Source organism: uncultured Pontibacter sp., assembly GCF_947492645.1.
Taxonomy (GTDB): Bacteria; Bacteroidota; Bacteroidia; order Cytophagales; family Hymenobacteraceae; genus Pontibacter.
Map to the genome: position 1 here is coordinate 664,749 of NZ_CANLMZ010000008.1, position 16,242 is coordinate 680,990.

13 protein-coding genes are annotated in these 16,242 nt (G+C 47.1%); 8 read left to right on the forward strand and 5 right to left on the reverse strand.

All coding sequences use genetic code 11. The features are described 5' to 3' along the window. The 4 genes from Q1A23_RS13300 to Q1A23_RS13315 are packed head-to-tail and all read right to left on the reverse strand — an operon-like array spanning position 1 to position 4,972. Complete coding sequence (locus Q1A23_RS13300) at positions 1–1,011, reverse strand: zinc-binding dehydrogenase (RefSeq protein ID WP_299824095.1); 1,011 nt, start codon at positions 1,009–1,011, stop codon at positions 1–3. 1 nt (position 1,012) lies between these two features. Beyond that, positions 1,013–3,073, reverse strand: a complete 2,061-nt coding sequence (locus Q1A23_RS13305; protein ID WP_299824096.1) for a GDP-mannose 4,6-dehydratase — start codon at positions 3,071–3,073, stop codon at positions 1,013–1,015. Between the two features lie 48 nt (positions 3,074–3,121). Then, the gene (locus Q1A23_RS13310) at positions 3,122–4,240 is read right to left on the reverse strand and encodes an NAD-dependent epimerase/dehydratase family protein (RefSeq protein ID WP_299824097.1); all 1,119 of its coding nucleotides are present in this window, start codon (positions 4,238–4,240) and stop codon (positions 3,122–3,124) included. A 27-nt stretch (positions 4,241–4,267) separates the two neighbouring features. After that, on the reverse strand, positions 4,268–4,972 hold the full coding sequence (locus Q1A23_RS13315; protein WP_299824098.1) for an SDR family NAD(P)-dependent oxidoreductase: 705 nt from the start codon (positions 4,970–4,972) through the stop codon (positions 4,268–4,270). Positions 4,973–5,237: 265 nt separating this feature from the next. Here Q1A23_RS13315 and Q1A23_RS13320 point away from each other — a divergent pair, with 265 nt between their 5' ends. From Q1A23_RS13320 to Q1A23_RS13350, 7 genes are all read left to right on the forward strand, one after another. Next, entirely contained in the window at positions 5,238–5,831 is a 594-nt protein-coding gene (locus tag Q1A23_RS13320) for a GNAT family protein (protein ID WP_299824099.1), read from the forward strand. Between the two features lie 69 nt (positions 5,832–5,900). After that, positions 5,901–6,494 (forward strand): histidine phosphatase family protein, encoded by a 594-nt coding sequence (locus Q1A23_RS13325; protein ID WP_299824100.1) that lies wholly within the window; start codon positions 5,901–5,903, stop codon positions 6,492–6,494. Positions 6,495–6,776: 282 nt separating this feature from the next. Continuing rightward, the gene (locus Q1A23_RS13330) at positions 6,777–9,881 is read left to right on the forward strand and encodes a TonB-dependent receptor (protein WP_299824114.1); all 3,105 of its coding nucleotides are present in this window, start codon (positions 6,777–6,779) and stop codon (positions 9,879–9,881) included. A gap of 21 nt (positions 9,882–9,902) precedes the next feature. Further along, positions 9,903–11,258 carry a RagB/SusD family nutrient uptake outer membrane protein gene (locus Q1A23_RS13335; protein WP_299824116.1) on the forward strand — a complete coding sequence of 452 codons (1,356 nt, stop codon included), beginning with the start codon at positions 9,903–9,905 and terminating at the stop codon, positions 11,256–11,258. 139 nt (positions 11,259–11,397) lie between these two features. Further along, on the forward strand, positions 11,398–11,796 hold the full coding sequence (locus Q1A23_RS13340; RefSeq protein ID WP_299824118.1) for a BlaI/MecI/CopY family transcriptional regulator: 399 nt from the start codon (positions 11,398–11,400) through the stop codon (positions 11,794–11,796). Next, complete coding sequence (locus Q1A23_RS13345; RefSeq protein ID WP_299824119.1) at positions 11,780–13,189, forward strand: M56 family metallopeptidase; 1,410 nt, start codon at positions 11,780–11,782, stop codon at positions 13,187–13,189. Before Q1A23_RS13340 ends, Q1A23_RS13345 begins: the two co-directional genes overlap by 17 nt. Before the next feature lie 91 nt (positions 13,190–13,280). Then, positions 13,281–14,549, forward strand: a complete 1,269-nt coding sequence (locus Q1A23_RS13350; RefSeq protein ID WP_299824121.1) for an energy transducer TonB — start codon at positions 13,281–13,283, stop codon at positions 14,547–14,549. Positions 14,550–14,691: 142 nt separating this feature from the next. Here Q1A23_RS13350 and surE read toward each other — a convergent pair whose 3' ends face one another. Then, the gene (gene surE, locus Q1A23_RS13355) at positions 14,692–15,468 is read right to left on the reverse strand and encodes a 5'/3'-nucleotidase SurE (protein ID WP_299824123.1); all 777 of its coding nucleotides are present in this window, start codon (positions 15,466–15,468) and stop codon (positions 14,692–14,694) included. Positions 15,469–15,583: 115 nt separating this feature from the next. On the opposite strand from surE, the gene Q1A23_RS13360 reads away from it, so the two are divergent. Beyond that, the gene (locus Q1A23_RS13360; protein WP_299824125.1) at positions 15,584–16,204 is read left to right on the forward strand and encodes a mechanosensitive ion channel protein MscS; all 621 of its coding nucleotides are present in this window, start codon (positions 15,584–15,586) and stop codon (positions 16,202–16,204) included. The last annotated feature ends 38 nt before the right edge of the window (positions 16,205–16,242 follow it).

The following is a 16,242-nucleotide window of genomic DNA, read 5'->3' on the forward strand; positions in this document are numbered from 1 at the left end:
TTAGTATGTAATAAGGGCCTTTACAAACCCGTCAGGGCGTTGCGTCAGCTGCCCGAATGCTTTATCTATATTATTTAAAGTATAAGTATGGGTGTAAAGCTTGTCAGGGTTGATAACCCCTTGCTCTACTGCCGTTACGGCATCTTTTATACCTTGTATGTACATTTGAGGGTCGCGCTCATGGGCATTGATCACATCAAGCCCGCGCCAGTTCCAGAGCTGAATATTTACCTGCCGCATGCCATCCTGGTGGAAGCCGGCGATAATGAGTTTGCCGCGTTCGGCACAGAGCTCGCCAGCCAGGTTTAGCGGCCATTCTTTTCCGGTGCACTCTATTACGCGTTCACAGAACTTTCCGTTGGTCAGTTCCTTCACTTTTTCGATAATTTTATAATGATCATCCATTCTGATGAACTCATCGGCGCCAGATTCTTTGGCCACATCCAATGAAAATTCTCTTTGCGAAATGGCAATTACTTTAACGCCGGCATTTTTGGCCAGCTGCACCAGCAACGCTCCCAGAAAACCAATGCCAAGTATGGCTACTGTCTGGCCGGCGCTGATATCGCTGCGCTTAAAGATGTTCATGGCGCAGCCTAGCGGCTCTCCCGGAAATGGCTTACCCGCCAATGCATCCGGCAGCTTTACTACTTTGTCTGCATCAGTTACATCATACTTGGCAAAGGCATTGTAAGACAAAGCGGCTACTCGATCACCTGGCTTGATATTATCAACACCTTCGCCAACTGCATCAACTACACCCCAGCCTTCGTGGCCGGGGTTGCCTGCTGCTAGCGGGTAAGTAAACCAATCGCGCCCTTCCCAAACAGGTATGCTGGAGGCACATACGCCGCAGCCTTCCAACCGCAGGCGCACTTGCCCTTTCTGTGGTTCGGGCAGCGTTACTTCCTGAACTTCTATACTTTGTGGTGCCGTAACAACCGCGGCTTCCATTGATTTTCGGGGTGTTTTTTCTACAGATTTCTCTTCTGCAGTAAGTATGTTTTGCATATCAGGCTACAGCTACTTTATTAAGTACTTCAGATTCTTTTTCTATTTTGATAAGGATATTTTCAGGCACTTCAAAACCTCTGTTCTCGCACAGCCACTTATAAAGCTTGGCTATGCCCTCCTGCACGTTATGCTTTGGATACCAGCCGGTGGCCTTCTGGAATTTGCGCGTATCGGATACATAATAATGCTGGTCGCCGGATCGCCAGTCTCCGAATTTAAGCGGTACAGCTTCACCTTTAAAGCGGCCAATCGTTTTAAGCAGCTCCAGCAGGCTTACTGTATTATCCGGGCCGCCTCCAATATTGAAAGCCTGCCCTTTTATACTTGGCATGTGCTCCTGTGCGAGCAGGAAAGCATCTACCAGATCTTCTACAAAAAGTATGTCGCGTACCTGCTTGCCATCGCCATAAATATTTACCTGATCACCTTCAATCGCTTTGATGGCGAAATGGGCTACCCACCCCTGGTCTTCGTTTCCGTATTGGTGCGGGCCATAGATACAGCTCATCCTAAACACGGCCATTGGCAGGTTATAGGTGCGGGCATAATCTATCACATATTGGTCAGCGGCACCTTTTGAGCAACCGTACGGACTATGAAAGTCGAGGTGGCGTTCCTCAGAAATGCCATACTTCTTGATGCTGGCATCTTCCGGATTGTAACGCGACCCATTCGAAATAAACCTGAGGTCTTCGAGGCCGCCGTATACTTTGTTTGTAGAGGTAAACACCAGCGGCGGCGGGTTGTCCTGCTCCCTGATCGCCTCCAGCACATTTATAACACCGCGGGCATTGATCTCGAAATCGTTTACGGGAAGGTTAAGAGAGGTAGTTACGGCCACCTGCGCCGCAAAGTGAAACACCTGCTCCGCGTTTTTCATCACCAGCCTTACGGCCTGCTGGTCGCGTATGTCGCCGATGTATACTTCAAGCTTATCGCTGTAGTTCTCGTGCAGCCATTGCAGGTTTTGCTCCACGCCATCGCGACACAGGCTGTCAAAAATCATTACACGCTTGCCTTGCTCTAAAAGCCGCTTTGCCATGTTGGTGCCTACAAAGCCAGCACCACCGGTTATCAAAGTATAAGGCTCTGATGCGGCATGTGCGGTTCGCTTTATAAAGTCCAGCTGGCCCAGTTTCTCGATGCCGTGCTTTGCCCACAGGCGGTAAAGTAGTTTTGTTGTGCCGTCTGCTCTTTTTAAGCCGAAGTAATATTCCCTGTCATCCAGGTGGTAGCCGGCAACTGTAGGCAAGCTTGCATCCAGGTCATTCATACTATACCAGTACACGCGGCTTGCATCAGCCTTCAGCACTTCGTTAAACTCTTGCAGTTGCTTGTATTCGTCGTGCTGCCAGGTAGAGAAGCCGGCTTCTGTAATCCATAGTTCTGCTTTGCAGTTATGCTGGTCCAGCACTTCGCGCACCGCTTTGATGTTCTCTTCCCAGCCGTCCCACATCTGGTCGAACACATACGGGAAGCCGTGTATTCCTACAGCATCTATGTGCTGCATTACGCCACGCTCAAACATTACCTGCAGCCAGTTAGGGTCTATCGGGCTCATACCGCCCAACAACGTTTTTTTGCCGCGCTGCTTGCACCAGTAGGCTGCACCTCCTATCATCTCGGCAAACTTTGTCCAGCCGTAGTCGTGGGTAAAATCATATTCTATCTGGTTGTTTGGCTCGTTCCAAAGCTCCACCCACTCAAAGTGCTCGCCATGGCGTGTGATAAACATATCCAGGAAATCGGCATAAGCTTTTTTGTTCTTTGGAGGAGAAGAGGTGCGAGGTTTTTCCCCGATAGAGGGAGGCGTGTATAGGAAGCAGGGCAGCAAATTTACTTCTTTTGCCAGCGTAGGTATCAGCCAATCGTACCAGTCTTTACCCTCGGGTGTATAATAATCGGCCCACGACACACCAGTACGGAGTTCTGTTACACCCAGTCTTTTTAAATCAGCTAACACCTCCTTTACGTGCTCATACTCTCCGGGCCTGAACCACTCTACCAGGCCTATTACGGGCATTGGGTGTTTGTTATCTATAGCTATATCTGCTTTCATAGTAATGAAACTCTTTTCGAAAAATGGATGCTGTTGCTTTGAAGATACTTATACTGTGAGGCCTCTTGAGGCGAGTTCGGCACTTGCCTCGTTTACGCGGTCGTAGGCAATCTGGCCCTCCAGCCACTGCGCTAATTCTTCCAGGCCAGCATTCAACTCAACCTGCGGGTAAAAGCCTAATACCTCTTTTGCAAGCGAAATATCTGCGTAGCAATGGCGGATATCTCCTACCCTATACTTGCCGGTTACATCTGGGGCCAGGTGTGGTTTGTCCATCACGGTAGCAAGCCTGTTGGCAATCTCGCGTATAGTGTAATTGTTGCCGCTGCCCACGTTAAATACCTTGCCTGCGGCCTCCTCTTTCTCCATAGCTAACCGGCAAGCCAATGCCACATCGCGCACATGCACAAAGTCGCGTTGCTGGTAACCATCTTCAAAAATCATTGGTGAGTTGTTATTAAGCAGCCTGGATGCAAAAATGGCCAGCACACCTGTGTAGGGGTTCGACAGCGCCTGGCGGGTACCATACACATTAAAGAACCTCAACGCTACTGTAGGGATATTATACGCACGACCCACCATCAGGCAAAGGCGTTCCTGGTCATACTTAGAAAGCGCGTAAACCGAAGAAAGACAAGGCGCTTTAGACTCTGGCGTTGGAATGGGCTCCAGCTTTGCCCCCTGCTCGCTGTACAGTTCCCAATCGGCAGTTTTTAGTTGCTCCAGCGTACGCTCCGGTACAGTAGTCAGTTCGCCTGCCGGGGTCTTGTACAAGCCTTCGCCGTAGATGCTCATGCTGCTGGCAACAACCAGCTTCTTTACAGGGTTCTTAATCAGCGCTTCTAGTAAAACTGCTGTTCCGATGTTGTTAACATCGGTGTACTCTCTTATTTCGTACATGCTTTGCCCTACACCAACCATAGCCGCCAGGTGAAACACATAGCCCACTCCCTCCAGCGCACGTGCCACATCTTCCGGGTTTCGCACATCACCCACCATTAACTCAACCTCCGGGTTAAGGTACTCCGGGCGATCACAGTTTTTGCCGTGCACCTGCTCGCTTAAATTGTCAAGCGCCCGCACACTATAACCCTGGTTTATCAGATCATCTGCCAAGTGAGAGCCAATGAAGCCAGCACCGCCCGTTATCAAAACTTTGTTTCTCATAGCTTACTTGTGTTTGTTTTCTATCTTTTAAAATGGCTGTTTAGTAGGCCGAATGGTTACATGATTAACCGATACATGATGTGGTTGCTCTAATGCATATAGTACTGCATCTGCCACAGCTTCAGCAGAAAGCGCACCGTACCCGATATCCTCTGCCGTGTGAAATCCAGAAATAGTATTCTTAAAAAAAGCTGTATCTGTTATACCGGGTGCCACTACGGTAACGCGCACCTTTGGCAGCACTTCCTGCCTTAGGGTTTCAGCAATTACTTCAAGCGCTGTTTTTGTGGCAGCATATATGCCACCATATTCAAAGCTCTTACCGGCTGCAACAGACGAGATCAGCACCACATCGCCTTCACCCTGTTCCAGCATACCCGGCACAAAAGCCCGGATCATGCGCAAGGTGCCCATCAGGTTCGTGTTGATTGCCAGCTGCCATTTTTCAGGGTCGCCTTCAGTTAATTTCTGGTGTATGCCTCGGCCAGCGCTACAAATAAGTATAGTGGGTGTGCCCAACTTTTCCTGCACTCCTGCATAGAGTGCATCCACAGCGGGGGCTGTTGTAACATCGCAGATAAAAGGGTGAGCGTTGGTTGGTTGGTTTGGGGATATCTGCAAATCAGCAATGGCGGTTGGTATCTTTCTGGCTGTAAGCTTGTCTACAATGGCCTGCCCTATTCCCGAGCCGCCACCGCTAACTATCGCTTTCTTACCCTCCAGCTGCTGCACTTTTTATAACAATATTAATATTATATATATAAATTATATATTACGCTATCAATTGTTAAGTACAACGTATGAGATACAAATAGGGTTGTTGATGCTGCTGGATTGCTATATAAAAAGAGGCTTATTATTTGTTTCTATAGCCTATTTGGCCGTTTTTTCAGCTTCTGCCTTACTAAAAATGCATTATAGCATTGTACAAAATATTTATATTATATCTTTGCTTATTTATTGACTATGCTCTAAAAACAACTTTATACTTAAAACCATGAACTTCAGTTCTGATATTGTTCTGGAAAACAGCCACGTACTGCTCCGTAAATTTCATCCTTTTGATGTGCCCCAGCTACAGGAAATTGTGTATGATGAAGAGACATGGCGGCTGATGGTAACCAAGATAAGCAACCACAAGGAGTTAGAGGCATGGCAGCAGACAGTAGAGCAAGGTTATAATACCGGCACTCGCTATACTTTCATTATAGTGGACAAAGCTAGTGGCAAAATTGCGGGCAGCACCAGCTTCGGAAATATCTCAGAAGCTGACAGGCGCCTTGAAATAGGCTGGACCTGGCTCAGTAAAGATTTTAGAGGAACCGGGCTAAACCGGCATTGTAAATTCCTGCTGCTCCGGTATGCTTTCGAGGAACTTAAGTATGAGCGTATAGAGCTAAAAACAGATGTTCAGAATACACGCTCCCGGAAAGCCATGCTGAAAATAGGAGCAACAGAAGAAGGCATATTGCGCAGCCATACACTCATGCACGATGGCCGCCGCCGCGACACTATTTACTACAGTATACTAATGCCGGAATGGGATAAATTAAAAGAAACCCTCTTTAGTGACCTTACAAAACAGGGGTAACAGTAGCACGGCAAACCTAAACGGTTGAAAGTATGCGTATACAGCTCGTATACTTTTATCAGTTTGTAAGTGGACAGAAACACAGAGAAACCTTTACTTCCTAAACGCATTTTTCTGATTAGGCATGCGCGGCCCAACCTGCCTAAAGCCGGTTTGTACAGTAATGCCGCCGCCAGAAAGTATATTTCAGATTATGATGCCGCTGCTGTAGAAGAATTTATACTTCAACACGAGACCATTCCCTTTGAGGAAATTGACAAAGTGTTCTGCAGCACCTTACCCCGATCCCAGCTAACCGCTAAAGCCATTTTTGGAGATAATGTACAGCTAAAGATTGATAAGGCCTTCAGGGAGTTTGAGCGCCGTATATTTTCGTTGCCCTTGCTGCGCCTGCCCATCAAACTATGGCTTGTAAGTGCCCGCATACTTTGGTTTTTGGGCTTTAACAGCAAAGACATTGAAACATTTAAGGAGGCAAGGCAAAGAGCCAGGTTATGTGCCAAAACCTTGTCAGCTGATGCGAGTACCAACCATACCACCGTGTTAGTGGCTCACGGCTTACTTAATAATTTTATCAGCAGAGAGCTTCAAAAGCTGGGCTGGCAAGTAAAACAAAAAGGCGGCCATGGTTTCTTATCTATTACAATGCTCCAGCAGGATTAAACCATTTTCCTCCTCAAAATCAAACTATTTTTCTAATACTCCCCTGTGTATTTGCTTTCTCTCCAAGAGGCAACCCTGCTACCTGCCATAAGTATGACCAGGAAGCACAAGATAAGCTATCGAAGGCCCCTTCTTATTCATTGCTAACAACTTATTATACAATAGTATCTGGCGCTACAGCAACCGATATGCCCAGAAATCTGTATATGATGCTAATATATGATTATTTGTTATCAGAGTAGGCATATTTTAAGTTAATTATCCACCTAAAATCACAAGAATATGAAGAAAGGTTTACTCATGAGTTTTCTGATGATCCTGGTACTGGTATCCGGTGCATGGGCTCAGACTCAAACTGTTTCTGGTAGGGTAACCTCGGCAGCAAACGGACAGGCCTTACCTGGCGTTACTGTTATCGAGAAGGGTACTACCAATGGTGTGTCTACGGGAGTGGACGGGGAATTTAGTTTGAATGTACAACCTAACGCTACCCTCGTTTTCCGGTTTATTGGCATGACAACCCAGGAGGTGCCTGTAAGCGGCAGGTCTTCCATCAACATAGCCCTGGCAGCCGACCAAAAACTATTAGAAGAGGTAGTAGTAGTTGGCTACGGCACACAGGAACGGCGGGAGGTAACAGGAGCCACATCTAAGGTAACTTCAGAAGACATCCAAAACATACCTGTAGTTGGCGTTGACCAGGCCTTGCAGGGCCGTGCGGCAGGCGTGCAGATCTCGCAAAACTCTGGTACACCGGGCGGTGGCATTAGTGTGCGTGTGCGTGGTGCTACATCCATATCAGCTAGTAACCAGCCGCTTTATGTGGTAGATGGTGTACCGTTAACTACTGGAGATTTCTCACAGTTGGCGTTCGGCGGCCAAACGGTTAATGCTGTTGCCGACCTTAACCCAAACGATATCGAATCTATCGACATTCTAAAGGATGCATCTGCTGCTGCCATTTACGGGTCGCGTGCTGCCAACGGTGTGGTCATTATCACAACGAAACGAGGTGCCGACCGCAAAACCCAAATCAACTTTAACGCTTACAGAGGTACCCAGAAAATCTGGAAAGATCTTGACTTCCTGAACGCAGACCAGTACCGTGAGATAATGCTGGAGGCTTATGTAAATACAGGTTACCTGAGCCCGGATGATACTTTTGATGATTTTCTGGACTTTTACTACGGTGGTTTAGATTTCACGCCAACCAATACAAACTGGATTGATGAAATAAGCAGGTCGGCCTCTATTGAGAACTATGAAATATCATTAAGTGGAGGCGATGCCAAAACCAGGTATTACTTATCAGGAAATTACTTTGACCAGGAAGGCGTGATTATCGGCAGTCAGTACGAACGCTATACCACGCGCCTGAACCTGGACCACCAGGCAAACGACAGGCTATCCATCGGTGCAAGTATACAGCTAAGCCACGCAGACAATAATCGTATTATCAGCGATAACACCGTAATCGGGCCTTGGGCCAACGCACTTGCTGCATCGCCTATCTGGCCTATTTACACCGAAGATGGCAGCTATACCAGGCCAAACTACTATTATACTAACCCGATAGCAGAAGGCACAGAAAACGATAACGAGACAGTAAACCTGCGCGGCATCGGTAACATTTTTGCGCGCTACAATGTGGTGCCAGGCTTTGATGTACAGCTTAAAGGTGGATATGATGCCCTCAATGTTGAAGAGCGCCGTTACACGCCAACTAACTTTCCGGGCTCAACAGCTTTTGCGGTAGGTGGCAGAGCCACAAATGCTTCTTCTACCATCACCAAACGCCTGCTAGAGGCTACTGCCAGCTATAACAAAGTGATTAATGATGTACATAATATATCGGCAGTAATTGGTACCAGCTCCGAGAAAAACCTGTTAAAGCAATCGTCTGTAACAGGTGAGGGGTTTGCCGGTGAGCAGTTCAGATTTGTGTCGAGTGCCGCTGTTGTAAACGCAGGTACAAACTCAGAGGCAGAATGGGCACTATTATCATACTTTGGTAGAGTTAACTACAACTTTAACGATCGTTACCTGTTGGGCCTTAACTTCAGGGCAGACGGATCGTCGAGGTTTGGCGAAAACAACCGCTACGGTTACTTCCCTTCTGTATCAGTTGGCTGGCGCTTAATCGAGGAGGAATTTATGTCTGGTTTAGAGCTGCTGAGCGAGCTTAAGCTTAGGGCATCCTATGGCATAACCGGTAACCAGGAAATAGGCAACTTCAGCTACTCAGGCCTTTATAGTGGGGCCAACTACATGGATATGCCAGTTACTGCCTTCAGCCAGATTGCGAACCCAGACCTGAAGTGGGAAGAAACAAAACAATTTAACGTAGGATTAGACATTGGCTTCTTTAACGGCAGAGCAAACATTGCCGTTGACTACTACAACAAAGAAACCGATGACCTACTTTTTAGCAGACCTATCCCGACCCAGAACGGCCTTGGAAGCTACCAGTCTAACATTGGCTCTGTAGAGAACAAAGGATTTGAGATTGCTTTAAATACCGTGAACATTGATGGCAATGACGATGCTTTCCGCTGGACAACCGATTTTAATATCTCCTTTAACAGAAACAAAGTGCTAGAGCTTTACAACAACCAGGATATATTCTACGGTTTTGGCGGCAACTCACTAGTGCTAAGAGAGGGAGAGCCCATAGGTACTTTCTATGGCTTTATTTCGGATGGTGTTTTTTCTACTTCTGCTGAAATACCTGCCTCCAGAGCAGTTGACAGAAACGGTAACGGGATTGTAGATACACAAGCCGGCGACATCAACTTCCGTGATATCAGCGGACCAAACGGTGTTCCTGACGGCATCATCACAGACGATGACCTGACGATTATTGGAAACGCACAGCCTAAATTTGTGGGCGGTTTCACAAACGACTTCCGCTTTAAAGGCTTCGACCTGAACATCTTTCTGCAGTTTTCTTACGGAAACGAAATTGCCAACCCGGCACACCAGTACCAGATGCACCTGGGCAACAACTTTCTGGACGACAACATGATTTCTGATGTAATGCGCCGTTGGAGACAGGAAGGCGATGTAACGGATGTGCCGAGAGCAGTTGTTATTGATGACAACGACAACAACCGCAGCAACTCATCCCGCTTTATTTACGATGGCTCATACCTGCGCTTTAAAAACGTAGTACTTGGCTATACTTTACCAAGCAGCTTAACCGAAAGATTGAAGATGAGAAGCTTACGTGTATATGCACAGGCACAAAACCTTATAACTTTCACGGATTATCCCGGCTTTGACCCTGAAGTAAACTTTGCTGGTACTTCTAACACGACACTTGGCGTAGACTTTTATACTTTCCCTCAGTCGCGCACCATCACTTTTGGGGTAAACGTAGGATTTTAAAGAGCTAAAGGAACAGAAATCATGAAAAAATATACGCTAATACTACTCACGGCCTTTGGGCTGACAGTATTCTCAGGTTGTGATGATATACTGGACGTAGAACCGACAACAGCCATTGAGGCAGATAGTGCCGTTATTGACTTTATTACCTTAGAACGAGCAGCAATCGGCGCTTATAGTGCGCTGCAATCCACAAACTACTATGGCTGGCGTTACCTTTTGTACCAGGATGTATATGCCGATAATATGATGCACGTAGGAACGTTTACAACCGACCAGGAAGTATACGCCCGCGATATAAACGCATCAAACTTACAGATATCCAGCACCTGGGCCTCTATTTATACAGTTATAAACAGAGCCAACATTGTATTGCGAGATGCTGACCGGCTCCAAAATATAACAGAAGACCAACGCGCACAAATAAAAGGCGAGATGTTCTTTCTGCGGGCATTGGCCCACTTCGACCTGGTAAAGGTTTTCGGGCCCGTACCGCTGGTTGTAACGCCAACCACCACTATTGCAGAGATACAAGACCAGCCACGCGCAACCGAAGCGCAAGTATACGAAGCCATCATAGCTGATTTGCAGGCTGCAGAAACCAACCTGGCAGGAGGCATCGTTACACGTGCTACCAGTTCCGCTGCCTCTGCTTTGCTGGCCAGGGTATACTTGCAGCGTGGCAACAACGCACTCGCCGAGCAAAAAGCAGATGAGGTAATAACTACCGGCCCCTTCTCATTAGCGCCTGCGTTTGCCTCTATCTTCACAAACGAAACCGGCCCTGAGATAATCTTCGAGATAGACTTCACCACAAACGACCAGAATGGTTTAGGGGCATCTTCTGATCCTGCAACAGCCGGCCAGAAATTTTACTTAACGGCAGATGCTTATGAAGCACTACAGGCATCGGCTCAGAACGGCGACACCCGCTTTTCTGCCACTACCCTGCAGCAAGGCACCCGCAGAAGACTGATAAAGTATGAGGACATCGTAAACAATACAGACAATGTACCTGTGATCAGACTTGCAGAAATGTACCTGATACGCGCTGAGGCAAGGGCACGACAGGGAGCTGCTAATAATCAAGCACCAGATCAGGTTATAGAGGATATTAACACGATAAGAACGAGAGCAGGTTTGCAGCCACTACAGGATTTAACGAATGCAGAAGCACTAGCAGAGATACTAGAGCAGCGCAGACTGGAGTTTATTGGCGAGGGCCACCGCTTTATGGACCTCAGGCGCTACAATTTAACGTGCGATGTGCTTGGCTTCTGTGAAGACAACAACAATGCTTTCCGTAATCTGTGGCCTATACCGTTGCAGGAAATCGAGGTAAACCCTAACCTGCTGCCACAAAACCCAGGTTATTAATAGAATTATTTATCAGAAAAAAGCGGTCCCTTGTACAAGAGGCCGCTTTTTTTATTCTTGCCAAAAATAAACTAAACATTTAGTTTACATACTAAGTATTTAGTTATATATTAGCCTTACCAACCCTAAATAGCAGCCTATGAAAGAGTTAACAAGAGCAGAAGAAGAGATAATGCAGGTACTGTGGCAGCTGGAGCGTGCATTCGTGCGCGACATTCTGGAGAGATTACCAGAACCTAAACCGGCCTACAATACGGTATCTACCATCGTCCGTATTCTGGAGACCAAAGGTTTTGTAGGGCATGAGGCTTTTGGTAAATCGCACCAGTACTACCCGCTCGTACCTCAGGATAAGTATAAAAGCGACTTTCTGAAGAACTTTATGTCGGGCTATTTTGGTGGCTCTTTTGAGAAGCTGGTTTCGTTTTTTGCCAAGGATAATAACCTGAATGTACAGGAACTGGACCAACTGATGCAGCACGTACGTAAAGATATCAACGCTGAAGAAAAGGAGGAAAAAGATGGAACTGACAATTAGTTACCTGCTTAAATCGGTGATGGTGCTGCTGGCGCTTTACCTCTTTTACTACACCCTGCTGCGAAAGGAAAACAACTTTGCATTTAACCGGCTCTACTTGCTGCTGGCCCCTTTGGTAGCGTTAAGCTTGCCCTTACTAAAGTGGCCCGTAGCCCTTGCCCCGGACAATGCCATCGGCGAAGCACTTCAGGCGATACAGCTTAACGAGGTTATTGTTACTGCATACGGCACTCCTAAAGCAAGCAGCGAAACCAGCAGCAACACACTAGCCATAGTGGCTGCCATTATCTACGGTGCAGGCACACTTGTTATACTTCTGAGGCTTGTAAAACAGCTGTGGCAGGTGCAAAAAGTTAAAGCAAGAGCTGCAGTCGCCGACACCCAGCTTGTAGGAGCAAAAGTATACCAGTTGCCAGAACATACTCCAACTTTTGCCTTCGGCAACAATATCTTTTTAAGCAAGCAGGCACACCTCAGCAAAACCGACCAGGACCAGGTACTGGCGCATGAACTGGCACACGTAAAACTCCGCCATACCTGGGATGTGCTGTACTATGAGCTGATATCGGCTATACTTTGGCTTAACCCTGTAGTATGGCTGCTAAAGCAAGAGCTGCGCGATGTGCACGAGTACCAGGCCGACGCTGAAGTAGTAACCTCGTACCAGGCGCAAACTTATACTTCGCTACTATCTAAAGAAGCACTCCTGAACATGGGCTTACCAATAGGCAGCTACTTTCAGAAACCACAGGTGCTAAAAAGGCTGCAGATGCTAAAGCAGCATAAGCACAAACCTGGTTGGCTGCGCCCCTTGCTTGTCCTGCCTTTAATAGCTGGTTTAACAGCTGTTTTTTCGGTGCAGCAGGTAGATGCGCAAGCCAGCATATTTAAAGAAATAACACGGGAAGTCAGCAGCCTGACAAATTCCCCCTCTGAAACTGAGAAGCAAGCAGAAGTTAAATCTACACCTGCACCACGCCCTGAGCCAGCCTCTCCTCCTGCTGATCAGCCAGTAGCCATGCTTGAAAAACCAGCAACTGAAGAGCCTGTGGCAGAGGAAAAAGCGGAAGAAGAACGGCCATATACTTATGTAGAGCAGATGCCATACTTTGAAGGTGGCGACACTGAATTGATGCGGTATTTCGCTAAAAATGTACGTTACCCTAAAACAACTCAGGAGGCCGGGATTTCTGGGCTGGTTGTAGTTAGCTTTACAGTAGAAAAAGATGGCTCGCTGCGAGATGTTCAGATTGTAAAGTCTTTGGATGATGATAGCGACGCCGAGGCGCTGCGTGTCGTGGAAAGCATGAACGGCAGTTGGCAGCCTGGTAAACAAAACGGCAAAGCGGTGCGTGTTCGCTATACTTTGCCTGTACGGTTTCAAATAAAATAAAGTATACTTTTTAATTCAATTCTCACTTTTTCGGCTGTAAATCAGCCGACCAGCTTTGTATTGCCTTTTCCAAACTATAAACAAACAGACCATGAAAAAGAAAACAGCATGTACCAGGCTTACTGCAGCAGTTCTGCTAAGTATGGCTTTAGCAGCATCGCCGGCCGCACTAGCCCAAACAAAAGAAAAGCCTTACAGCTATGTAGAGCAAATGCCCGCATTTAAAACCGGCGAAAAAGAGATGATGCAGTTCCTGGGCAGCAACATAAAATACCCCAGCGACGCCAGAAAACACGGCTTGGAAGGTTTAGTAGTCGTTAGCTTTGTGATAGAAACCGACGGTACCATTACCGACGTACAGCCACTTAAAAAACTAGGCCACGGCACAGATGAGGAAGCGATACGTGTAGTTAAACTTATGAGCGGGCAATGGACACCCGGAAAACAAAACGGCCGAGACGTACGCGTACGTTATACTTTGCCCATACGCTTTACCCTAAGCGAATCCGATAGAGTGGCCACGGCTGCTGTAGCCAATAAGGCCCCCCAGTACGAAGGCGGGCAGGATGCTCTGCTCAAAGCCATGAACTCTCATTTAAAGTTACCTGCCGAGGCCAAGCAGGAAAACCTGAACGCACGCGTTATGATCAGGTTTTATGTTGATAAAGATGGCCAGGTTTCGAACATCAGGCTAGATGGTACCAAATTGAAGAAAACCGTCGGCCCCGACTCCAACCTCGATTACATGGATGCCTCTACCTTTAGCCTGCAGAACAAAGCCATACTTGCCAAACTATCAGAGGCAGCTGTGGCAGCTGTTAAAGCTACATCCGGCAAATGGGAGCCGGCTTTAAAGAACGGACAACCTACCCCGGCAGAGGTAGTGCTGCCTGTGCAGTTCCTGGGTGTAGATGGCAACCAGCACATGCAAACCTCACCAGCCCCTACCATGACAAAGTATACCAAAGCACATTATACCTTTGAGGAGGCAGATGTTAAACCCTCACTTCAGGGTGGGCCTTTAGGTAAGTTCCTGGCAAAAAACCTGCGCTACCCGAAAGACTTAACTTTTGAGGGTGATTTTAAAACCAGCTTTGTTGTGAAAGCCGATGGCGCTGTAATGGGCCCGTTGATGTTTGCAGGCAGTACCTTGTCCAAAGAAGATGAAAAGATGATTTTCGAAGAGTTAACCCGGGTTTTTAAGCTAATGGAAGGCAAATGGACAGCCGGAAAAGTAGACGGTCAGGCTGTTCCCGTCTCAAAAACCCTTTTGATCCGGTTTGTAACTGACAACGGTTCCCAAAAGCCTGCAACCACATCAGCAACCGAGCCCGATGTAGTGGTAACAAGGTTTAGGTAATACGCTAAAGGCAGGTTTAATAGTATATGCCAGCATAGTCACCAAGCCGTCATCTCGAACAACGTGAGAACTTTATAGAATTCCTCTAGGATCTCTCACGGTGTTCGAGATGACAACATATGTAAATGATAATGCGCTGTTATTACAGTTCCCAGCCTTCGTTCAGCATGGATATGGCGTGGTAGGCAGTCATATCATACTGGCAAGGCACTACTGATACATAATTGTTTACAAGCGCCCACTCGTCTGTATCCTCTCCTTTGTCGTAATTTACGAAGCTACCCGTCATCCAAAAGTACCTGCGGTTGCGTGGGTCTAGGCGCTCATCAAACTCCTCCTGCCACTTTGCATGTGCCTGGCGGCATACTTTTATACCTTTGATTTCCTCGGTGCTCTTTTTAGGGAAGTTTACATTCAGGGCTGTATTTGCTGGTATTTTATGCGAAAGCGCCTGCTGAATTATCTGCCTTACATAGGGCTTTGTATGCGTAAAATCGGCTTCGTGGCCGTAGTCGCAAATCGAAAAACCGATAGATGGAAGTCCTTCGATAGCAGCCTCTATGGCCGCTGACATAGTACCAGAATAAAGCACACTTATACTGGAGTTAGAGCCGTGGTTTATGCCGCTCACCACAAGGTCAGGCTTACGCTCCTTTAGTACATGGTGTTTGGCAAGCTTTACACAATCGGCTGGTGTGCCAGAGCATTCATACGCTTCAATGCCCATATCATCAAAAGCAATCGATCTATCTAGGCGCAGCGTGTTACCGATGGTAATGGCATGGCCCATGCCCGATTGTGGCCCGTCAGGGGCCACCACCACAACCTCTCCTAATTCTTTTGCAACTTCTACAAGTGTTCTTATACCTGGTGCGGTTATTCCGTCATCGTTCGAAACTAAGATCAAGGGTCTAGCCATTCTATTATTTTTAGTTGATGTATAATAAAATAAACGAATGTTTATTTCGTGCTAATATACGACAACCATAGCCAGCACATCAAGGTTAAACAATAAAAATAAAGACTAGCAGAGAATGATCAAAAATATAATTTATGCAATATTACTTGGAGTGGGAATGGCCGCCTGCCTGTCGCAGCGCGAAGAAGATATAGGCGGTGAAGCCGATCAGGCAGCTACTGCAGCCTCTACCGAAACTGAGTTAACAGAAGAAATGGCAACTCCGGATCCGGCCTCTTTCATAATCCAGAAAGGCCGCGTTGGAGAGTTAGCTATTGGCACACCCATCGACAGCATGCGCAACCAGGTGCCAGTTGGTTATACAATCGCAGACACAACCCTAACACAGGAGGGCAATCAGTCTACAGCTTATTTGCTTAAGCCCGAAGGAGCAGCCAAAGGCTTACTTATAGAGCAAGGCTGCAACCCTACTTGTAATGTATGGCGCATAAACGTGCAGCACCCGGACTTTAGAACACCTAAAGGTATTGGTGTGGGCTCAAAGTATAGCGAGGTGCAAGAACAACACCCAATCAGTACGGTAACATTAGCCGATGGCGGTTTTGTGGCTGTTTCTAATGGGGCAGGAATGTCTTTTGTACTTGATACATCGCAGCTGCCGCAGAACCGAATAGCCAGTTATACACCGGAAACGGTGCCAGCCAATACAATTGTGAAACGCATTTTAATATATTAGATAGTTGCGATATTTATCCTGAATTTGTATTATTGCTC